The sequence below is a fragment of the Tessaracoccus flavescens genome, assembly GCF_001998865.1.
GTDB lineage: Bacteria > Actinomycetota > Actinomycetes > Propionibacteriales > Propionibacteriaceae > Arachnia > Arachnia flavescens.
Genome location: NZ_CP019607.1, coordinates 3176265 through 3193250, shown reverse-complemented (window position 1 = coordinate 3193250; position 16986 = coordinate 3176265). Strand labels below are relative to the sequence as shown.

10 protein-coding genes are annotated in these 16986 nt (G+C 69.3%); 6 read left to right on the top strand and 4 right to left on the bottom strand.

Annotated elements, in window-relative coordinates:
• Window positions 1–5: 5 nt before the first annotated feature.
• Genes BW733_RS15430 through BW733_RS15420 form a run of 3 tightly spaced genes read right to left on the bottom strand, consistent with a single transcriptional unit; the run spans window position 6 to window position 4421 of the window.
• Window positions 6–2885, bottom strand: coding sequence for a UPF0182 family membrane protein (locus BW733_RS15430; RefSeq protein WP_077351859.1), 2880 nt, complete (start codon window positions 2883–2885; stop codon window positions 6–8).
• Window positions 2882–3400, bottom strand: a complete 519-nt coding sequence (locus tag BW733_RS15425; protein WP_152024754.1) for a PPA1309 family protein — start codon at window positions 3398–3400, stop codon at window positions 2882–2884. Before BW733_RS15425 ends, BW733_RS15430 begins: the two co-directional genes overlap by 4 nt.
• Window positions 3393–4421, bottom strand: coding sequence for a YlbL family protein (locus tag BW733_RS15420; protein ID WP_077351857.1), 1029 nt, complete (start codon window positions 4419–4421; stop codon window positions 3393–3395). The genes BW733_RS15425 and BW733_RS15420 overlap by 8 nt, the downstream gene beginning before the upstream one ends.
• A gap of 125 nt (window positions 4422–4546) precedes the next feature.
• Here BW733_RS15420 and BW733_RS15415 point away from each other — a divergent pair, with 125 nt between their 5' ends.
• The 3 genes from BW733_RS15415 (at window position 4547) to BW733_RS15410 (ending at window position 6927) form a co-directional block, all read left to right on the top strand.
• Entirely contained in the window at window positions 4547–5863 is a 1317-nt protein-coding gene (locus BW733_RS15415; RefSeq protein WP_077351855.1) for a zinc-dependent metalloprotease, read from the top strand.
• A 213-nt stretch (window positions 5864–6076) separates the two neighbouring features.
• Window positions 6077–6238 (top strand): DUF5679 domain-containing protein, encoded by a 162-nt coding sequence (locus BW733_RS18510; RefSeq protein WP_169836079.1) that lies wholly within the window; start codon window positions 6077–6079, stop codon window positions 6236–6238.
• 134 nt (window positions 6239–6372) lie between these two features.
• Complete coding sequence (locus BW733_RS15410; protein ID WP_152024753.1) at window positions 6373–6927, top strand: hypothetical protein; 555 nt, start codon at window positions 6373–6375, stop codon at window positions 6925–6927.
• Here BW733_RS15410 and BW733_RS15405 read toward each other — a convergent pair.
• Window positions 6905–8959, bottom strand: coding sequence for an ATP-dependent DNA helicase UvrD2 (locus BW733_RS15405; protein WP_077351851.1), 2055 nt, complete (start codon window positions 8957–8959; stop codon window positions 6905–6907). The genes BW733_RS15410 and BW733_RS15405 overlap by 23 nt on opposite strands.
• A gap of 92 nt (window positions 8960–9051) precedes the next feature.
• Here BW733_RS15405 and BW733_RS15400 point away from each other — a divergent pair, with 92 nt between their 5' ends.
• The 3 genes from BW733_RS15400 to recD are packed head-to-tail and all read left to right on the top strand — an operon-like array spanning window position 9052 to window position 16911.
• Window positions 9052–12039 carry an exodeoxyribonuclease V subunit gamma gene (locus BW733_RS15400; RefSeq protein ID WP_077351849.1) on the top strand — a complete coding sequence of 996 codons (2988 nt, stop codon included), beginning with the start codon at window positions 9052–9054 and terminating at the stop codon, window positions 12037–12039.
• Complete coding sequence (locus BW733_RS15395) at window positions 12039–15203, top strand: UvrD-helicase domain-containing protein (RefSeq protein ID WP_161490261.1); 3165 nt, start codon at window positions 12039–12041, stop codon at window positions 15201–15203. Before BW733_RS15400 ends, BW733_RS15395 begins: the two co-directional genes overlap by 1 nt.
• On the top strand, window positions 15196–16911 hold the full coding sequence (recD, locus tag BW733_RS15390) for an exodeoxyribonuclease V subunit alpha (RefSeq protein ID WP_077351845.1): 1716 nt from the start codon (window positions 15196–15198) through the stop codon (window positions 16909–16911). The genes BW733_RS15395 and recD overlap by 8 nt, the downstream gene beginning before the upstream one ends.
• Window positions 16912–16986 lie beyond the last annotated feature (75 nt).

Sequence of the window (16986 nt, the reverse complement as noted above, 5' to 3'; positions counted from 1 at the left end):
CTGCGTCAGCCCTCGTCGAGCGCCTTCGCGGCCTCGGCGATCTTGTCCTCGGCGGACTTCATCTTCGCCTGGTAGTCGGCGAGATCGCCGGTCTTCAGCGCCTCGTCCGCGCCCTTGAACAGCGCCTCGGCCTCGTCCAGCAGTCCCCTGGCGCGCTCGACTCCCGTCTGGTCCGACGGAGTGCCCGGCTCCTCCGTGTTCAGATCGGGGATCGTGCTGGGGTTGTCGCCCTCGCCTGTCTGCGCACCAGCGTCGCCCTGGAACACCTGGTCGAGCGCCGACTGCAGCGTGTCGCCGATGCCGATCTGCTCGCCGAAGCGCACCACAATGAAGCGCAGCGCCGGGTAGGAACCCGTGGTCTTGGTCTGCGTGTAGATGGGCTGCACGTACAGCAGGCCGCCTCCGAGCGGGAGGGTCAGCAGGTTGCCGTAGATGGCCGAAGCGCTGGAGCCGTCACGGTTGAACGGCAGGAGCTTCTCCGCGACGAGCGGGTTGGTCGAGATGAAGTTGTACGTCTGCCCCGGGCCCGCGATCTGTTTGGCGTCAGAGAGCTTCAACACCCGTTTCTTGCCGTAGTCCGGACTCGTGGCGTCGGAGTTGATCGCCATGTACGCGCTGAGGTTCTCGCGGTCCTTCGGCACGAAGACGGTCGTGTTGGCGAAGTGCGGAGTCTCGTCCTTCGGCCACCGGATCGTCAGGAAGTACGGTGGCTCCTTCTTGTTCTCCCCGCTGACCGGGTCGTTCGGGACCTGCCAGATGTCGGTCTGGTGGAACCACGTGTTGGCGTTCTCGGTGTGGTAGCGGCCGAGCACCTCGCGCTGCACCTTGAACAGGTCCTGCGGATAGCGCAGGTGTTCGCGCAACTCATCGGAAATCTCGCTCTTCGGGGTGACGGCGCCGGGGAAGACCTTCGACCAGGTCTTGAGGATCGGATCGTTTTCGTCCCACTCGTACAGTTTCACCGACCCGTCATAGGCGTCGACGACGGCCTTGACGGAGTTGCGCACGTAGTTGACCTGCTGCCCGAGCAGGGTGCGGTCGGCAGAGGTGCGAGAGTCGGAGATCGACTGGGTCCAGTCGACACGGTTCGCATTCGGGAAGGAGTCGGACGTGGTGTACGCGTCGACGATCCACACGATCCGGCCGTCCACGACGCTCGGATACGGATCGGAGTCGACCGTCAGCCAGGGGGCGACCTCCTGCACGCGCTGCGTCGGGACACGGTCGTGCATCAGGCGCGACTCGGAGTTCACGCGGTCCGAGAGCATCAGGTTGATGTCGCCGAAGCGGATCGCGAACGCCGCCTTCGCCAGGAAGTTGCCGACCGGGACCCCGCCCTTGCCGGTGTAGGTGTACAGCGACTCGGAGCGCCCCTCACCGCCGGACGGCGTGTCGAGCTCGACCGGCTCAGACCCCTCTGGCGCGCCGACGACGACGTAGTAGTCGCTCTTCTCACCGAAGTAGATGCGCGGCTCGTGCTCCTCGAGGCTGCCGGTGGTAGGGATCCCGCCGGAGAAGAACACCGGCTCGCCGTTGGCCTCGCGCTGGTTCCCGTAGGCGGCGACCAGTCCGTAGCCGTGCGTGTAGACGGTTCGTCGGTTGTTCCAATTGTCCCCGGAGTCCACCGACGCGAGGTCGAGCTCGCGGACGGCGACCACCGCGTCAGTGGCCTTTCCGTCGATCACGTACCGGTCGACGTCCAGCGTCTCGGGGAACGTGTAGTAGCCGCGCACCTGCTGGAGCTGCTCGAACGTGCGGGGAACGACCGCGGGGTCGATCAGGCGGATCGCGGGCAGCGCGTCGGCGTCGGCGCGCAGCTGGCCGGCCGAGGCCGTGGTGGTCGCCTCGTAATCCTCGATCTCGACGTCGTCGATGTCGTAGGCGTACCTGGTCGCCGCGATGTTGTTGGCGATGTAGGGCACCTCCATGTCCTGTTCCTGCGGGGTGACCCGGAAGTTCTGGATCAGCCACGGGTACAGGCTCGACAGGAGCAGCATCGAAACGATCAGCAGCGCGATCGATGCGCCGGGCACCGACCAGCGCACCTTCCACGCGTTGACGAAGCAGGCGATCGCGCAGATGGCGCAGATGGCGGCGATGATCGTGGTGACCGGAACGCGGGTGGTGAAGTCGGTGTAGCCCATGCCCGTGAACAGGGTCGACTGGGTGACGTTCAGCGCGAACCGGTCGAGGACGATGTTGACGCCGAAGAGCAGGATGCCGATCCCCAGCGTGATCGACAGCTGGCGCTGCGCGGGAACGCTCGCCGAGGTGTTGCCGCGGCCGCGAAGCGCGGAAGCGTTCAGCGACCCGGTGAGGAAGTGCACGCAGAGCGCGGCTATGCCGCCCGCGGTGACGGCGAACAACACGAAACCGACCACGAACTGCAGCCACGGAAGCGCGAACACGTAGAAGCTGGCGTCGACGCCGAAGTAGGCGTCCTTCTCACCGAACTCAGTCGAGTGCCACCAGGCCAGGAACGTGTCGGCCTGACCCAACGCCGTCAGCCCGGCGAGCAGGGCGATCACTCCGGCGGGCACGGCCATCAACAGTCGTGAACGCTGGTCGAGCACGTCGCGCATCTGCACCAGGAACTCGGAGTCGAGGTTGGCCCTGCGCACCTTGGGGCGCAGCCGGTAGGCGATCACCATCGAGAAGAACACGACCAGGAACATCAGCAGGCCGAACCCGACAAGCAGCCCCACCTGGGCGGCGAGCCGGGTGGTGAACACGCCCTGGAAGTCGACGCTGCGGAACCACAGGTAGTCGGTGCCAACACGGGAGGCGATCACGGTGCCGATCACCAGCACACCGATGATCAGCACGGTCCAGAGCAACGGGCTCCTGCGGGTCGGCTCGTCGAGGTCGGCGGTCTCAGCGCTCATGATTCGTCGCTCCGGAAGGTGTCGAACAGTCCTTCGGCGAGCCCGGGGACGAGGTCCTCGGCCCCGAGCAGGTCGTCTGGATCACTCACGAGGCGGGCGAGGCCGTGCTTCGTGCCGTCGCGCAGGACGCCGACGACGACCCGCACGTCGGTCTTGTTCGGGTGCTTCGCGACGAAGTCTGCCGCCTCGTCCGGGTCCTCGGGGAGATCCGCCTCGAACTGCGGCGGAAGGAAGGCGCGCTCCAGCGCGATGGCGCAGCCCTCGACCGTCTCGGGCCAGAAGATCGAGTTCAGGCGCTCGAACAGGTTGTCGGTCGCGGTGAACTCGTCCTGCTCGATCGCGGTCAGCGCGTCCGGGGCGGTCTCTGGGACCCGCCCCCGCAGCTGGGGTTCGACCTCCAGCAGCGTGCTCGTCGTGACGAGCGCGAACAGTCGGGTCGGCTGGTCCCAGCCTGCGGACGAGACGTGACGTTCCACGTCCATCAGGCAGGCGATCAGGCGTGACGTGTCAGCCACAGGTAGGCACCTCCGCGGTGTTTCCTTCGTTGATGAGCTGCAGGGCCGAGATGGCGTCCCTGAGCGTCGCGACCTTTACCAAGGTCAGCGATGTCTTGATGCCCTCGACGTCGGGGCAGTTGCCTTCGGGAAGGAGGAAGATGCTCGCCCCGTCGCGCTCTGCTCCCTTGATCTTCTCGCGGGCCCCGCCGATGTTGCCGACGCTCCCCTCGGCGTCGATCGTGCCCGTCCCCGCGACGACCTCATCCTGGATCAGGTCCCCCTCGGTGATCCGGTCGTAGATGCCGAGCGCGAACACCAGCCCGGCACTCGGCCCGGTCACCGACGGATCGACCCCGAAGGTGACCCGCGGCGTGTACCGGTACCCGGGACCGATGTCGACGCCCATCACGGGGCGGTCGGCCTCGGTCGTGCTGGCCGCGAGTGTGATCTCGACCGTCAACTCCTCACCGCCGCGGGAGATCTGCAGCGTGACGACCTGTCCCACGTCACTCTGGCCGATCACCTGGCGGACCTCCTCGCGGTCGCTGACAGGTTGGCCGTTGACCTGGAGGATCAGGTCACCGGGTTGCAGGACGTCGGCGCTGGGCCCCGAGATGGACACGGCGGTCACCATCGGCTTGTCCTCGACCTGGATGGTGGCCGCTCGGAGCGCGGCGACGGTGGCGCGTGTCCTCGAATCGACCATCGAGCGCGCAGACTCCGTCTCCACCTGCTCATTTGTCTTGCCCGGCGGGTAGATCACGTCGCGCGGCATGGCCTCGGAATCGGAGCCCAGGTACACGAAGATCGCCTCTGGAAGGCTGAGGGTGGAGTCGACGCGGGTGGTCGAGACGGTGGTCATCAGCAGACGTCCGGACGTGTCGAACGTCGGCACCTCGCTGACGTCGATCACCGGGCCCTTGTCGCTGCTGCCAAGCACATCGATCGTCTGGCCTGGCCTGCGCGCCACATAGGGCACTGGGATCAGGACGAGCAGCGCCGCGAGGATGGCGAACAGCAGCGAAGAAACGATAGCCATCGCGTTACGCGACACAGCCGCCACCTCCTGCGCACATGATGCGCTCACCCTAGCAAGCGCCGCCAAGATGGCGCCTCGCGCGGCCCTTGCCTGATGCGGAAGAATGGGTGCGAGGAGGTAAGCCGATGTCCAGCAACAACCCCTTCGACTTCGAACAGCTGCGCAGGATGCTTGAGCAGCTCGGATTCGGTGACGCAGAGGATCTCGATCTTGAGGAACTGATCGCGCAGGTGAACAAGCTGCAGGCGCCCGGCAGCCCGTTCATGTTCGGCATGACCAACGCCGACCGCGACCCAGACGCGGCGTGGCGCACGACCCTGACCGCCGCGAAGCAGTTGGCGGCCGAGTCAGGCGGCGATCCGTCGCTGCGGGAGGACGAGATCTCCGCCGTGCGTGACGCCGAGCGGCTCGCCCAGTCCTGGCTGACCCCCGTGACCGAGTTCGCCGAGACCGGCCGTGCCGCCCGCGCCATGACGCGGGGCGAGTGGCTCGACGCCACAAGTGACGGCTGGCGCGCGGTGATCGAGCCGATCATCGACGGGCTCGCCGATGCGCTCCAGCGCGGAGGCGCCGTCGAGGACGAGGCCATGCAGGGAATGCAGCAGATGCTCGCTCCCATGATGAAGAGCTCCGCCTCGCTGATCTACCGTGACCGGCTCAAGCGCGAACTGGCCAATGTGGCCGGAGACATCCTGACCGGGACCGAGCTGGGGTTCAACCTGCTCGGCCCGAGCGATGTCGTGCTCCTGCCGACCAACGTCGCCCAGTTCACCCGCGATCTCGACGCGAACGACTCCGACCTCGTGCTGTACCTGTTGCTGCGTGAGGCCGCCCGGCAGCGCCTCTTCCACTCCGTCGGCTGGCTGTCCCCTCAGCTCAGTGCGCTGCTTGCGCACTTCGCCCGCGAAATCACCATCGACTTCGAGTCCATCGCAGGCCAGTTCCAGCCTGAGAACTTCGAGGGTCTCTCGCTCGAGGACGTCGTGGCCGTCGGTGAGTCGGTGCGCGGCTCCTTCTTCCAGCCGGCAAGCACCCCCACCCAGCTGGAGATTCTCGAGCGACTCGAGGTTCTGCTCGCCCTCGTCGAGGGCTGGGTCGACCATGTCGTGGCGAAGGCGACGGCCCCGTGGATGCCTCACGCGGCCCAGCTCGGTGAGGTACTGAACCGGCGCCGCGCCTCCGCCACCCCGGTGACCAGCGTGTTCTCGGAGCTGGTCGGCCTCGATCTGCGTCCGCGGCTCGTGCGCGATGCGAGGAACCTGTGGGCCGCCGTCGAGCATGAGCGAGGCCAGGCCGGCCGCGACGCCGTCTGGGGGCACCCCGACCTGCTACCGACGAAGTCGCATCTCGCCGACCCGCTGTCCTTCGCGACGGGCCAGGATGCCCCCGACACGGCCGAGGACGAGTTGGACACCGAGCTGCGCAAGCTGCTCGGAGAGTGAGAAATCGGGCTGATTACCGCAAAGTCGCTTGACGTGCCCGCATCGGCACGCAAGACTTTGTACCCGTGAGTCCCGGAGGCTCAATTCGCAGGGGAAGGCGGATCGAGCACCCGGGACTCCGCCGTGTCTGGGAGTGTCACGCACGCGTGGCTCGGCACCCAGTTACAGTTGACAAGGCCGCTGAACCTCGGCGGCCACCCACAAGGAGGAAATATGGCTACGGAGACCTGGGAAGGTTCTTTCTACTGCGTCAAGTGCAAGGAGAAGCGCGACGCCAAGGGAGAGGTTGTCGTCAACGACAAGGGCACCAAGATGGCCAAGGGCAAGTGCCCCGTGTGCGGCACCAACCTGAACCGCATTCTCGGCAAGGCCTGAGCCAGCCCGACCCTGCACTCCGACGGGGGTGGCGGAACGATCCGCCACACCCGTCGTTGTCGTCTCGGGGGACGGTGTTGTCCGAGGCCTGACCGGTCGCCTACCCGACCGGGAGCCGGGGTGAGCTTTGCGTCATGCCAGGCATCCGTGTCCACCTCGTCGCAGAACCCTCGCCAGCCCGGGTGCTCGTCCGGGCGTTACGCTCGCCGCTGATCGTGCGGCACCTGACTCCCGCGCAGGCGCTCCGCTCCCCCGGCGCCGGCATCGGCGCTGACGTCACGGTGCTCGCCTTCGAGCCGGGAACCCAGCCGGTCCTCGAGGCCGAGGCCTTCGCCGGGGCCGGGCTCTATGCCAGGTGGGACTCGCGACGAGGCGAGATCGGTCCCGTCCTCGGCGCCGGATCGGGTCCGTGCCCCCGCTGCCTGGCCGGATCGACGACGCAGGCCACGGGTGGCGATGCGCCGCTGCTCGGCGCCTGGGTGGGGGCGTGGACCGCGCTGCAGTGCCTGTCGATGGGGGCCTCCATGCACAGCGAACTTATTGGCGTGAGCTGGCGCTGGCATCTGTCCCACCCAGGGCTCGAACTGGCACTCTGGCCGCGGCAGGGCGACTGCCCGGTCTCCGGCTGCACCACGCCCCGCACCGAGCCCATCACCGGCGGTGGGCTCAGGCTCGATGCCCCTCGATGACGCCGAGGACCCCTCCGCCGTACTTCTTCACCTTCGACTGCCCGATCCCCGGGAGCCGCAGCAGATCCTGCTCGGACGTGGGCACCGCCTCAGCGATCGCGAGCAGCGTCGCGTCGGTGAACACGACGAACGCTGGAACGCTCGCACCGTCGGCCTCGGCTTTCCGCCAGGCGCGCAACGCCTCGAAGAGGGCCTCATCGTAGGTGACCTCGCAGTCCTCGTGCCTGCTCAGCTTGCGCTCGGCCGCGGTGTGCAGGAGGTTGCCGCAGACACGACACGCGCGAGACTTCGACGAGGATGATCCGCGCTTCGTCTGTCTGCTGACGGTGGCGGGGCCGGTGACCTGGTCGGCGATGAAGCGTGAACGCGTGGCGTTGCCGCGCGACGCGGCCCAACTGACCCTGAGTTCTCTGCGGGCACGGGTGAAGCCGACGTAGAGCAGTCGGCGCTCCTCGGACAGCGCAGGCTCCTCCTGGCTGAGCACGAAGGGGATCAGCCCCTCGCGCACTCCGATGATCGCGACGGCGTCCCACTCGAGGCCTTTCGCGGCGTGCAGCGTCGAGAGGGTGACCGCAGATGCCACCGGGCTCGCCTGCCAGCTTGCCCTCTCCTGGAGCCAGGCCGCGGCCTGCTCACCTGTCCACCCGTCGCGGGCTTCGTCCTCCTCGCCCACCATGGTGCGCACCGCGTCGAGCGACTCCCAGCGTTCCCGCTGGCGCCCCTGCCCCGACGGCGCGTCCGGCCTCCAACCGAGCCCGCCCAGCACCTGGCCCATGACCTCGCCTGGGCTCAACTGCGGCTGTCGCGACGCCACCCGACCGAACTCGAGCACCGCCTGGCGCACCTCGGCCCGGTCGTAGAAGCGCTCCGTGCCGCGGACGGTGTAGGGAACGCCAGCCTCGGTCAGCGCCGCCTCAAGGGCCGGCGACTGCGCGTTGATCCGGTAGAGCACCGCCAGTTCGGACCATGGCGTGCCCTCGGCGTGGGCGGCCTTCATCCAGGCCGCGATGCCTGCGGCCTCGGTGCGCTCATCAGGCTCCCCGTGGAAGCTCGGCCGCGGCCCGGAGTGCCTGGTCGCGCGCAGCGCGGAGGGGCCACCCTCACGGATCCGCATCACCTTGTTCGCCGAGGAGATCACCTCCGGGGAGGACCGGTAGTTGCGGACGAGCCGCACGGTCTGCGCCCCCGGATGGTCCGAGGCGAAGCCGAGCAGGTAGGCGGCGTCCGCCCCGGCGAACGAGTGGATGGCCTGGTTGGGGTCACCGACGACGCACACGTCGTCGCGGCCGTCGACCCACAGTGAGATCAGCCGGTGCTGCAGCGCTGAGACGTCCTGGTACTCGTCGACGACGAAGTGCCGGTAGGTGCCGCGGATCCGCTCGCCGATCTCCGGATGCTCGCTGAGCAGGACGGCATTGCACATCAGGATGTCGTTGAAGTCGACTGATCCCTCGGTCAGCTTCTGCTTCTCGTAATGGGCCATCACCGCGGAGACCTGCGCCGGGGTCGCCCCGTTGACCGACCGCACCCCCGCCACGTCTGGGTACCGGGCGGCGCTGACGTTGCTCGTCTTCGCCCAGGAGATCTCGGAGTCGAGGTCGCGCACCAACGCCGTATCGGACGACCCGAGGACCTGGTGCGCGGCCCGGGCAACGAGACCGAAGGTGTTCTCCGCGACGCGCGGGAAGTCGACCCCGTAGGCCTGCGGCCAGAAGAACTGGCACTGCCTGAGCGCGGCCGAGTGGATGGTGCGGGCCTGCGCGGCGCGCACGCCGAGCGAGGCGAGCCGGGAGCGCATTTCGCCAGCGGCGCGCGTGGTGAAGGTGACGGCGAGCGTGCCTGCCGCGTCGTAGCGACCCTCACGCACCGCGTAGGCGATCCGGTGCGTGATCGCCCGCGTCTTGCCCGTCCCTGCCCCGGCAAGGACCACGACCGGGTGCTCAAGCATCGTGGCCACGCGTCGCTGTTCCGGGTCGAGGGCATCGAGTATCTGGTCGCTCACACGTTTCATTGTCGTTGCGCCCACTGACACAATGCCAACCGGAAACCGTCCGAGCCTCCCAGTAGGGTGATGATTCAGGATTCTCGAGTGGCCCGGTGGGCCGAGGAAGGGCAGGGTCGACGATGGGTGTGAGCCTCGTGCGCGGCCACCGGTGGGCGGGGCTGCTCGACCGGCTCGCCGACCAGTTGCGCACCTCCAACACCGATCCGTTCGCGTTCTCCCGCGTCGTGGTGTCGTCGGCGGCCACCGGCCGGATCGTCGGGCAGGAGGTGGCGGCACGGCTCGGCATCTCGGCCGGGATCGACTACGTGACCCCGGCTCAGCTCATGAGCCAGCTGGCCGAGCGGGCAGGCGTTGCGCGCGACCGTTCCCGATGGCTCGGGACGCCGCTCGAACTTGCCGTGTGGGAGGCGATCGACGAGTTGAGCGGCGAGTACCCCGTGCTGGCCCGCGCCGTCGACCCGCGACGCGTCGGAGGCAGGCGGGCGACCTCTGCAAGGCTCGCGCGCCTGCTGCGCTGGTATGTCGACGTGACCCCTGACCTCCTCGCGTCGTGGCTCGAGGGCGACGACCTCGGCCCCGACGGCGCCGAACTGCCACCGCAGTGGGCCTGGCAGCCTGCGTTGCTGCGTGCGGCGGTCACCTCGCTCGAGGTGGATCCGGTCGAGATCCTCGAGTCCCTCGTCGAGTCGGCGCGCCTGGACACCACGCCGACGGTGCTGTTCGCGGTTGACGAGCTGACGGTTCCACAACGGGCGGTGCTCGAGGCGCTCGGGTCACTCACCGTGCTCGCGGCCGCCGAGTCACCCGGCGCCGCCTGGGAGGCGGCCGATGAGATCGTCGACCTGCCGGATCCGCCCGCCGCGGTTCCCGCGGTGCAGTTGCACGACTCCCACGGCCCGGCCCGACAGGTGGAGGTGCTGCGCGACGAACTCACCCGCGCCTTCGCGGCCGACCCGACTCTCGAACCGCGAGACGTGGCCATCATCTGTCCGAGGCCCGAGCGCTATGCCACGCTGCTCGACGCCGCCTTCACGGTGGCCGTCGACGGTGGACACCCTGGCCGCGGTCTGCGTGTCCAGGCGGTGGCGGGCCAGGCGCACAACCCCGTTCTCGGCGTCCTCACCACGCTGCTGCGGCTCGGGGAGCTCCGGGCGTCGGCCACCCAGTTGGTCGAGCTGCTGCTCAGCTCGCCCATCGCCCACCGGTGGCGCCTGTCCGACCGGCAGGCCATCGTCGAACTCGTCGGCGGTGCGGGCGTCCGCTGGGGCATGGACGCCCAGCACCGGTCGGCCTTCCACCTGGAGGGCCTCGCCCAGAACACCTGGATGCGCGGGCTGGACCGGCTACTGGTCGGCCTCGCCGTGGCCGACGGGCATGAAGGCGGAGTCCAGCTCGCGGGCACCGAGGCCGTCGAGTCGTCCGATCTTGAGACAGTGGGCGCCCTCTGTGAGATCGTCTCGCGGCTGCGCCGGCTCATCGCCGAGACCTCCACCCCGGCGCCGATCACGCAGTGGGTCGTCCGCACCCGCAGCATCATCACCGAACTTCTCGGACTGCCGCGCGACGATGAATGGCAACTGCTGCACGCGCACTCGGTCCTCGCCCGGCTCGAGGCCGACCATGTCGGCGGGACCACTCTGCTCACCAGGGGCGAGTTCGCGCATCTGCTTGCCTCGACCGAGCGCGCGCCCCGCGCACGGGTCGCCGCGGGCAACGGGTCGCTGCTCGTGGCGCCGCTCGGGGAACTGCGCCATGTGGAGTTTCGTCTCGTCGCCCTGCTCGGTGTCACCGACGACGTCGTCCCTGGCCCCTCCGGGCAGGCCCCCGACGCCCTCGACCTCGGCGATCTGGCGCCCGATCTCCGCAGGCGCCGGCTCGCCCATCTCCTTGGCCACGCCCGCTCCGCCGAGCGTCTGCTGATCGTGCGCCAGGCCTACTCCCAGCGCACCAACGACGAGATGGCACCGCCCGCGGCAGTCAGTTGGCTGCTCGAGGAACTTGGCGCGACCCCCGAACCCGTCCGGCATCCGCCGACGGCGACGTCGGAGGCCAACTTCCACGATCCAGCGAGCTTCGATGCCGCCGCCCATGCTGGAGCGCTCGCCCGGCGCAGCGCCGCGCCGGAGGGCACGCCACGGGCACGGCGGCGGGAACAGGCGCGCACACGCCCCGTCGGCCAGCTGCCGCAGCAGGTCTCGCTCGACCAGTTGGCACGATTCCTCGCCGACCCGGCCAAGGCGTTCCTGCGCTCCGCCGCAAGCCTTCCCCTCTACTCGGAACCGGCGCTGAGCGACGAGATGCCCCTTGAGCTGAACGGGCTCGCCCACTGGCAGGTGACCACGACCCTGCTCGACGCGCTCAAGAGCGGCACGCCACTCGAGACGGTTATCCGCACGCTGCGCAGCAACGAGGAACTCCCTCCCGACGAGATCGGCCGCGTCGAGTTCTCGCGCGCCAAGTCGCAGGCCGAGTTGCTCTGGAGTCAGGCCGGTCCGCTCTACCAGCAGGACGTCACCGACGTGCCGGTGGACCTCGACTTCGATCTCCCGGGGGTCGGCTCGATCCGGCTCGTGGACGAGATCCGACTCCGCGGTGGTTCACCCGTGTCGGTCACCGCGAGCAAGGGGGCGGACAAGCTGATCGCGCCATGGCTCGAGTCGCTGGCCCTGACTGCCGCCGGGTCGCCGACGCTGGCCCGGTTCTTCCGGCTGGTCCAGGTGCCGGGCGACTGGAAGTCGTTGATGGTCGACGACCGCTCCCTCGGTGTTCCCGAGCAGGTGGCCGCTCGGGAGAGGCTCGCGACGGTGCTGCGCGCCTACGCCCTCGGCCAGCATCGCCTGGTGCCGGTGCCTGCCACGGCAGGCATCGCGTACGCCGAGGATGTGGCTCGCGGCCGGTTCGATCCACGTCAGTGGCGGGGCCGGCCCGGTTTCCGGCACGACAAGTGGAGTTCGGTTGGTCCTGCGTGGGCCATGTTCTACGACGATGAGGTGTCCGAACTCTTCGTCGACCCGCCTGCGGCCGGCGACCCGTCCAACGGCCAGTCCAGCGCGTTCGGCGCCTGGTCCGTCGCCCTCTACACCGGAATCCTCGGAGGTAGGTCATGATGCACGCCTTCGATCTCACCGGCCCGCTCCCCACGACCACGACGCTGCTTGAGGCCAGCGCGGGCACGGGCAAGACCTATGCGATCGCCGCCCTCGCCACCAGGTTCCTCGCCGAACGGCCCGATCTCGATGTCACGCAGCTGCTGATGATCACCTTCGGCAACCACGCCGCGGGTGAGCTGCGCAGCCGTGTTTTCAAGCGGCTGCACCACACGCTGCAGCAGCTGGAACAGCACCTCGCGGGAACGACCCCCACGGAGGCGGATGCGGTCGACAGGCTTCTCATGTCGAAAGACGCGAAGACGCATCGCGACCGGATCGCGGCCGCCCTCGAGCGCTACAACGAGGCGACGATCCTGACCACCCACGCGTTCTGCGAGTCGATGCTGCGCGAGCTGGGCGTGCTCGGCGACTGGGACCCGGCGGAGGTCGTCGGGCCAGACGACCGCGAGCTCGCCCGCCAGTGCGCCAGCGACACCTACCTCCGCTTCCACCGCGACGAGCCCGATCCGCCTTTCACGGCGAAGGACGCCATGACCATCGGCATCGCGGCCTGCGAGACGCCGCTGCCGCTGCTGCCGGAGGACGGCCCCCGGCACGACTTCGCGGCGGCCGTCCGCGAGCTCTACGCCGCCAGGAAGGTCACCGAGGGCATCTGCACCTTCGACGATGTGATCGAGCGGCTGCGGGCGGCCCTCACCGACCCCCGCACCGGCGACCTGGTGCGCGAGAGGCTGGCCACCCGGTTCCCGGTCGTGCTCGTCGACGAGTTCCAGGACACCGATCCGCAGCAGTGGGACATCATCGAGCGCGCATTCGTCGCCGCCGAGCGTCCGACGATCCTGATCGGCGATCCCAAGCAGTCGATCTACGGATTCCGGGGCGCCGACCTGGGCAGCTACCTGAGGGCAAGGGAACGCGCCGACGTGCAGACGCTGGCCACCAACTACCGCACCGACCGGCCGCTGGTGCAGGGCGTGATCGAGCTGTTCGGCGATGCCGAGCTCGGCTCATCGGAGGTGAAGGTCACCCCTGTCGACGCGAGTCACGCAACGCGGCTGGCGGTACCTGGAGAATCGCGCCTGTGGCTGCGCCGGTGCGGGGTCGATGAGCTGGGCGACGGCGTCGACGCCGACTCCGCGATCGAGCACGATCTCGTCCGCCAGGCCAGGCTGCTGCTGCGCCACGCCCGTTTCGTCGACGGCGGAGCTCCGCTTCGCCCCGGCGACATCGCGGTCCTGACCCGCACCACCGCGCGGGCCAGGGAGATCCGCTCGGTGCTCACCGCCGCCGGTCTGCCCGCGGTGCTGACCGGAAGCCAGTCCGTCTGGCAGCAGGAGGCCGCAGACGACTGGCAGCGGCTGCTGCGCGCGATGGCCGACCCCACCCAGTCACACATCCGGCTCGCGGCGCTCACCCCGTTGATCGGCTCGCAGCTCGCAGAGCTTCTGGGCGACTCCAGCCCGGAGCCGGCCCGGGTGAGCACGCTCGTGCGTGAGCTCAGCCTTGCCTTCGACTCCGGCGGCATCGGTGCCGTCGTCACGGTGCTGCGTTGCGGCGCGGGCCTCGACGCGCGCGTCCTCGCCGAGGCCGACGGCGCCCGCCGGCTCACCGATCTGCTCCACGTCGCAGAACTGCTCGACGCGAGCGATGCCCACACGGTGCCCGGCCTTCTCGCCGTCCTCGCCGAGCGCGGGTCCGACGAGGACGAGTCAGATTCCATCCGCATCGAGTCCGACGACGAGGCCATCCGGGTGATGACCATGCATGCCGCGAAGGGGCTCGAGTTCCCGGTCGTCCTGCTGCCCGAGACGGGAGGCAGCCAGGTCCGCACCCACCAGCCGTTCTCAGTCATCGAGGGCAACCGCCGCCACCTCTACGTCGGCGAGCGGCCCGACTGGCGCGACGAGCTGGCCAAGGACGTGAGCCGGCAGAACATCGAGGAGGAGCTGCGCCTGCTCTACGTCGCGATGACCCGCGCCTGCCACCTCACCGTCGCCTGGCACGTCAGCGACGCACGACGAGCCAGCTCCGACGGCCCGCTCAGCCAACTGCTCTCCCGGCACGGATGGCGCCACCGCAAGGACGGCGAGACCCGGTTGATCCGGCTGGCCTCGGTCTTCGACTCGCTGCTCGACGACTCGCCCCCCGGCCAGGTCGACGCAGTCGTACCGGATGCTGGTGCCCCGCTCACCCTCGCCACATTGCCGAGGATCATCGACCACTCGTGGCGCCGCACCTCGTACTCCAGCCTCACCCAGGGCCTCCACGAGACGGCCCTCCGGGTCGTCGTCGACGAGGCGGCAGATCTGGACCTCACCCCTGTGACCGACGTGCCACCCGAGCTACAGGCTCTCTCGCCGATGGCCGATCTACCCGCTGGGGCCGGCTTCGGCACCCTCGTGCACGAAGCGCTCGAGAAGCTTGACTGGGCACCGACCCGCCTGTCCGCGAGCGCCACCAGGCTCCTCTCGGAGCTCGGCCCTGCCAACGGGCTGGACGCCGCACAGTCGGCTCAGCTCGCCTCGGCCCTCGAACAGGTGTGCCTGACGCCACTGCTCCCCCTGACCACCGAGTCGCTGTCCGATCTACCCACCTCCTCGCGTCTGCCGGAGCTCGACTTCGATCTCCCGCTGGCCGACTCCGGCGCACCGGCCAGCCTCGCCGACCTTGCCGCGCTCATGGACGAGCATCTGACCCCGGAGGACCCGCTCGCCGACTATCCGCGACGCCTCGCCTCCTCCGAGGCCGCGCCAGCCGTGCTCAACGGTTTCCTGACGGGGTCGATCGACGCCGTGCTGCGCCTGGCAGACGGTCGCTTCGTCGTGGTCGACTACAAGACGAACCGGCTCAGTCCCTCACCTTCCGATCCACTCACCTTGGCTCACTACACCGCACCCTCGATGGCCGAGGCGATGATGCAGGCCCACTATCCGCTGCAGGCCAGCCTCTACTGCGTCGCGCTGCACCGCCACCTCAGCCTCCGCCTTCCCGGATACGACCCGGAGACCCACCTGGGCGGGGTCGGGTACCTCTTCGTCAGGGGCATGGCCGGGCCGGACACCCCCGTCATAGACGGCACCACCTGCGGGGTGTTCGGCTGGTACCCGCCTGCGGCCTTCGTGCTTGCCGCCTCCGAACTGCTGGGAGGTCATCGTGGCTGAACTGCCCATCGCCGCCACCGGGACGCTGCGAACGTTCTGCGAGGCGGGCATGCTGCGCCTGATCGACTTCCACCTCGCTCGGAGGCTGGCCCAGTTGACCGGCGAGGCCGACCCTGAAGTGATCCTCGCCTGCGCGTTGGCCGTGCGGGAGCTCCGGCTCGGGTCCGTCTGCGTCGACCTCGCGAGCGCGGCCGAGCGGCTCCAGCCTGAGGCCGATCTGGACGACGGTACGACCGAGGCCGCCTGGCTCGAACTGCCGTGGCCAGATGCGCAGTCGTGGCTGCGCCGGGTCGCAGAGTCCGCGACCGTCGCCACCACGCCAGAGGTGGAGGCCCCCTTCCGTCTGGACGGGTCGCTGCTCTACCTCGACCGGTACTGGCGGCAGGAGCGGGCCCTCGCGGAGCTGCTGCGGGCCCGCAGCGGCATCGGGAGCGACCCGGTCCAGGTGGAATTCGCCACAGATGAACGCCTCGATGAGCACCAGCGCGCGGCCGTCACCGCCGCCCTTTCCCACCTGACGACGGTGATCACCGGCGGCCCAGGCACGGGCAAGACGACGATTGTCGCGCGCATCCTCGAGGCTCTCGCACCGACCGCTCCGAGGGTGGCTCTCTGCGCGCCGACGGGCAAGGCCGCCGCCCGGCTGCTGCAGGAGGTGGGTGGGGCGACGGGCCACACCTGGGGAGGCACCCTGCACAAGCTGCTCGGCCTGCGTCCCCGCTCCAGCGGGAGCGAGTTCGGTCCCGACAATCCGCTCCCCTACGACGTGGTCGTCGTCGACGAGACGTCGATGGTCTCGCTCGAACTGATGACCGCCCTTGTCTCCGCCCTCTCCGAACGCTCCCGCCTGATCCTGCTCGGCGACCCGCACCAGCTCCGCTCGGTCGAGGCCGGTGCGGTGCTCGCCGACATCGAGAGCGCCGACGACCTCGTGATGGAGCCGGGAGGAAGCCTTGCCAGGCTGCAGAACAACTACCGGTCGAACCCCGAGATCAACTACCTCGCCGACGCCATCCTCGAGGGCGACGCCGAGGCCGCCCGCGCTGCGGTCGAGTCGGCCGAGACCATCGAACTGGTCGTGTTCAGCGCAGAGGTGGACCCCTCCACCCTCCCGACGCTTCGCCACGACTCTCTCGCCACGGCCACGTCGGTGCGGGGGCACGCCATCGATGGCGAGGGCGACGCGGCCAACAAAGCGCTCAACAGGCACCGTGTCCTGTGTGGGCACCGCGAGGGCCCCTTCGGCGTCACGCACTGGGCGCGGTCGCTGCGGGCCTGGCTGAGCACCGAACTCGACGACTACGGCTTCGACGCCCGGCACTACGCGGGCCAGCCTCTTCTCATCCAGCGCAACAGCGACCTGTTCAGCAACGGCGACACCGCAGTCGTGGTGCGGAGGGCAGACGACGAGCTCGTCGCTGTCGTCGACCGCCCGGAGGGCGCCTTGTGGGTCGCGCCCTCGCTGCTCGACGACGCGACGGATCTGCACGCCATGACGATCCACAAGAGCCAGGGCAGCCAGTTCGACCGCGTCTCCGTCGTGCTTCCGCCGCAGGGTTCCCCGCTACTGACCCGCGAACTGCTGTACACGGCGGTGACGAGGGCGCGTGAGGGCGTCCGCCTCTACGGCACCTGGGAGGCGCTGGCCGAGGCGGTCGGCACGCCTGCCCGCCGGGCAAGCGGCCTCGCCGGCCCTGAACCGGGCTGACCGGTGCCTACTCTCCCCCGACCCGCGTGGTGTGGTGCCGTCGACGGCTACCCAACAAAATGCGGGTGACGATGC

Coding starts and splice junctions, on each gene's coding strand:
- BW733_RS15430 (WP_077351859.1), bottom strand. CDS start 2,885: ATGAGCGCTGAGACCGCCGACCTCGACGAGCCGACCCGCAGGAGCCCG.
- BW733_RS15420 (WP_077351857.1), bottom strand. CDS start 4,421: ATGGCTATCGTTTCTTCGCTGCTGTTCGCCATCCTCGCGGCGCTGCTC.
- BW733_RS15415 (WP_077351855.1), top strand. CDS start 4,547: ATGTCCAGCAACAACCCCTTCGACTTCGAACAGCTGCGCAGGATGCTT.
- BW733_RS18510 (WP_169836079.1), top strand. CDS start 6,077: ATGGCTACGGAGACCTGGGAAGGTTCTTTCTACTGCGTCAAGTGCAAG.
- BW733_RS15410 (WP_152024753.1), top strand. CDS start 6,373: ATGCCAGGCATCCGTGTCCACCTCGTCGCAGAACCCTCGCCAGCCCGG.
- BW733_RS15400 (WP_077351849.1), top strand. CDS start 9,052: ATGGGTGTGAGCCTCGTGCGCGGCCACCGGTGGGCGGGGCTGCTCGAC.
- BW733_RS15395 (WP_161490261.1), top strand. CDS start 12,039: ATGCACGCCTTCGATCTCACCGGCCCGCTCCCCACGACCACGACGCTG.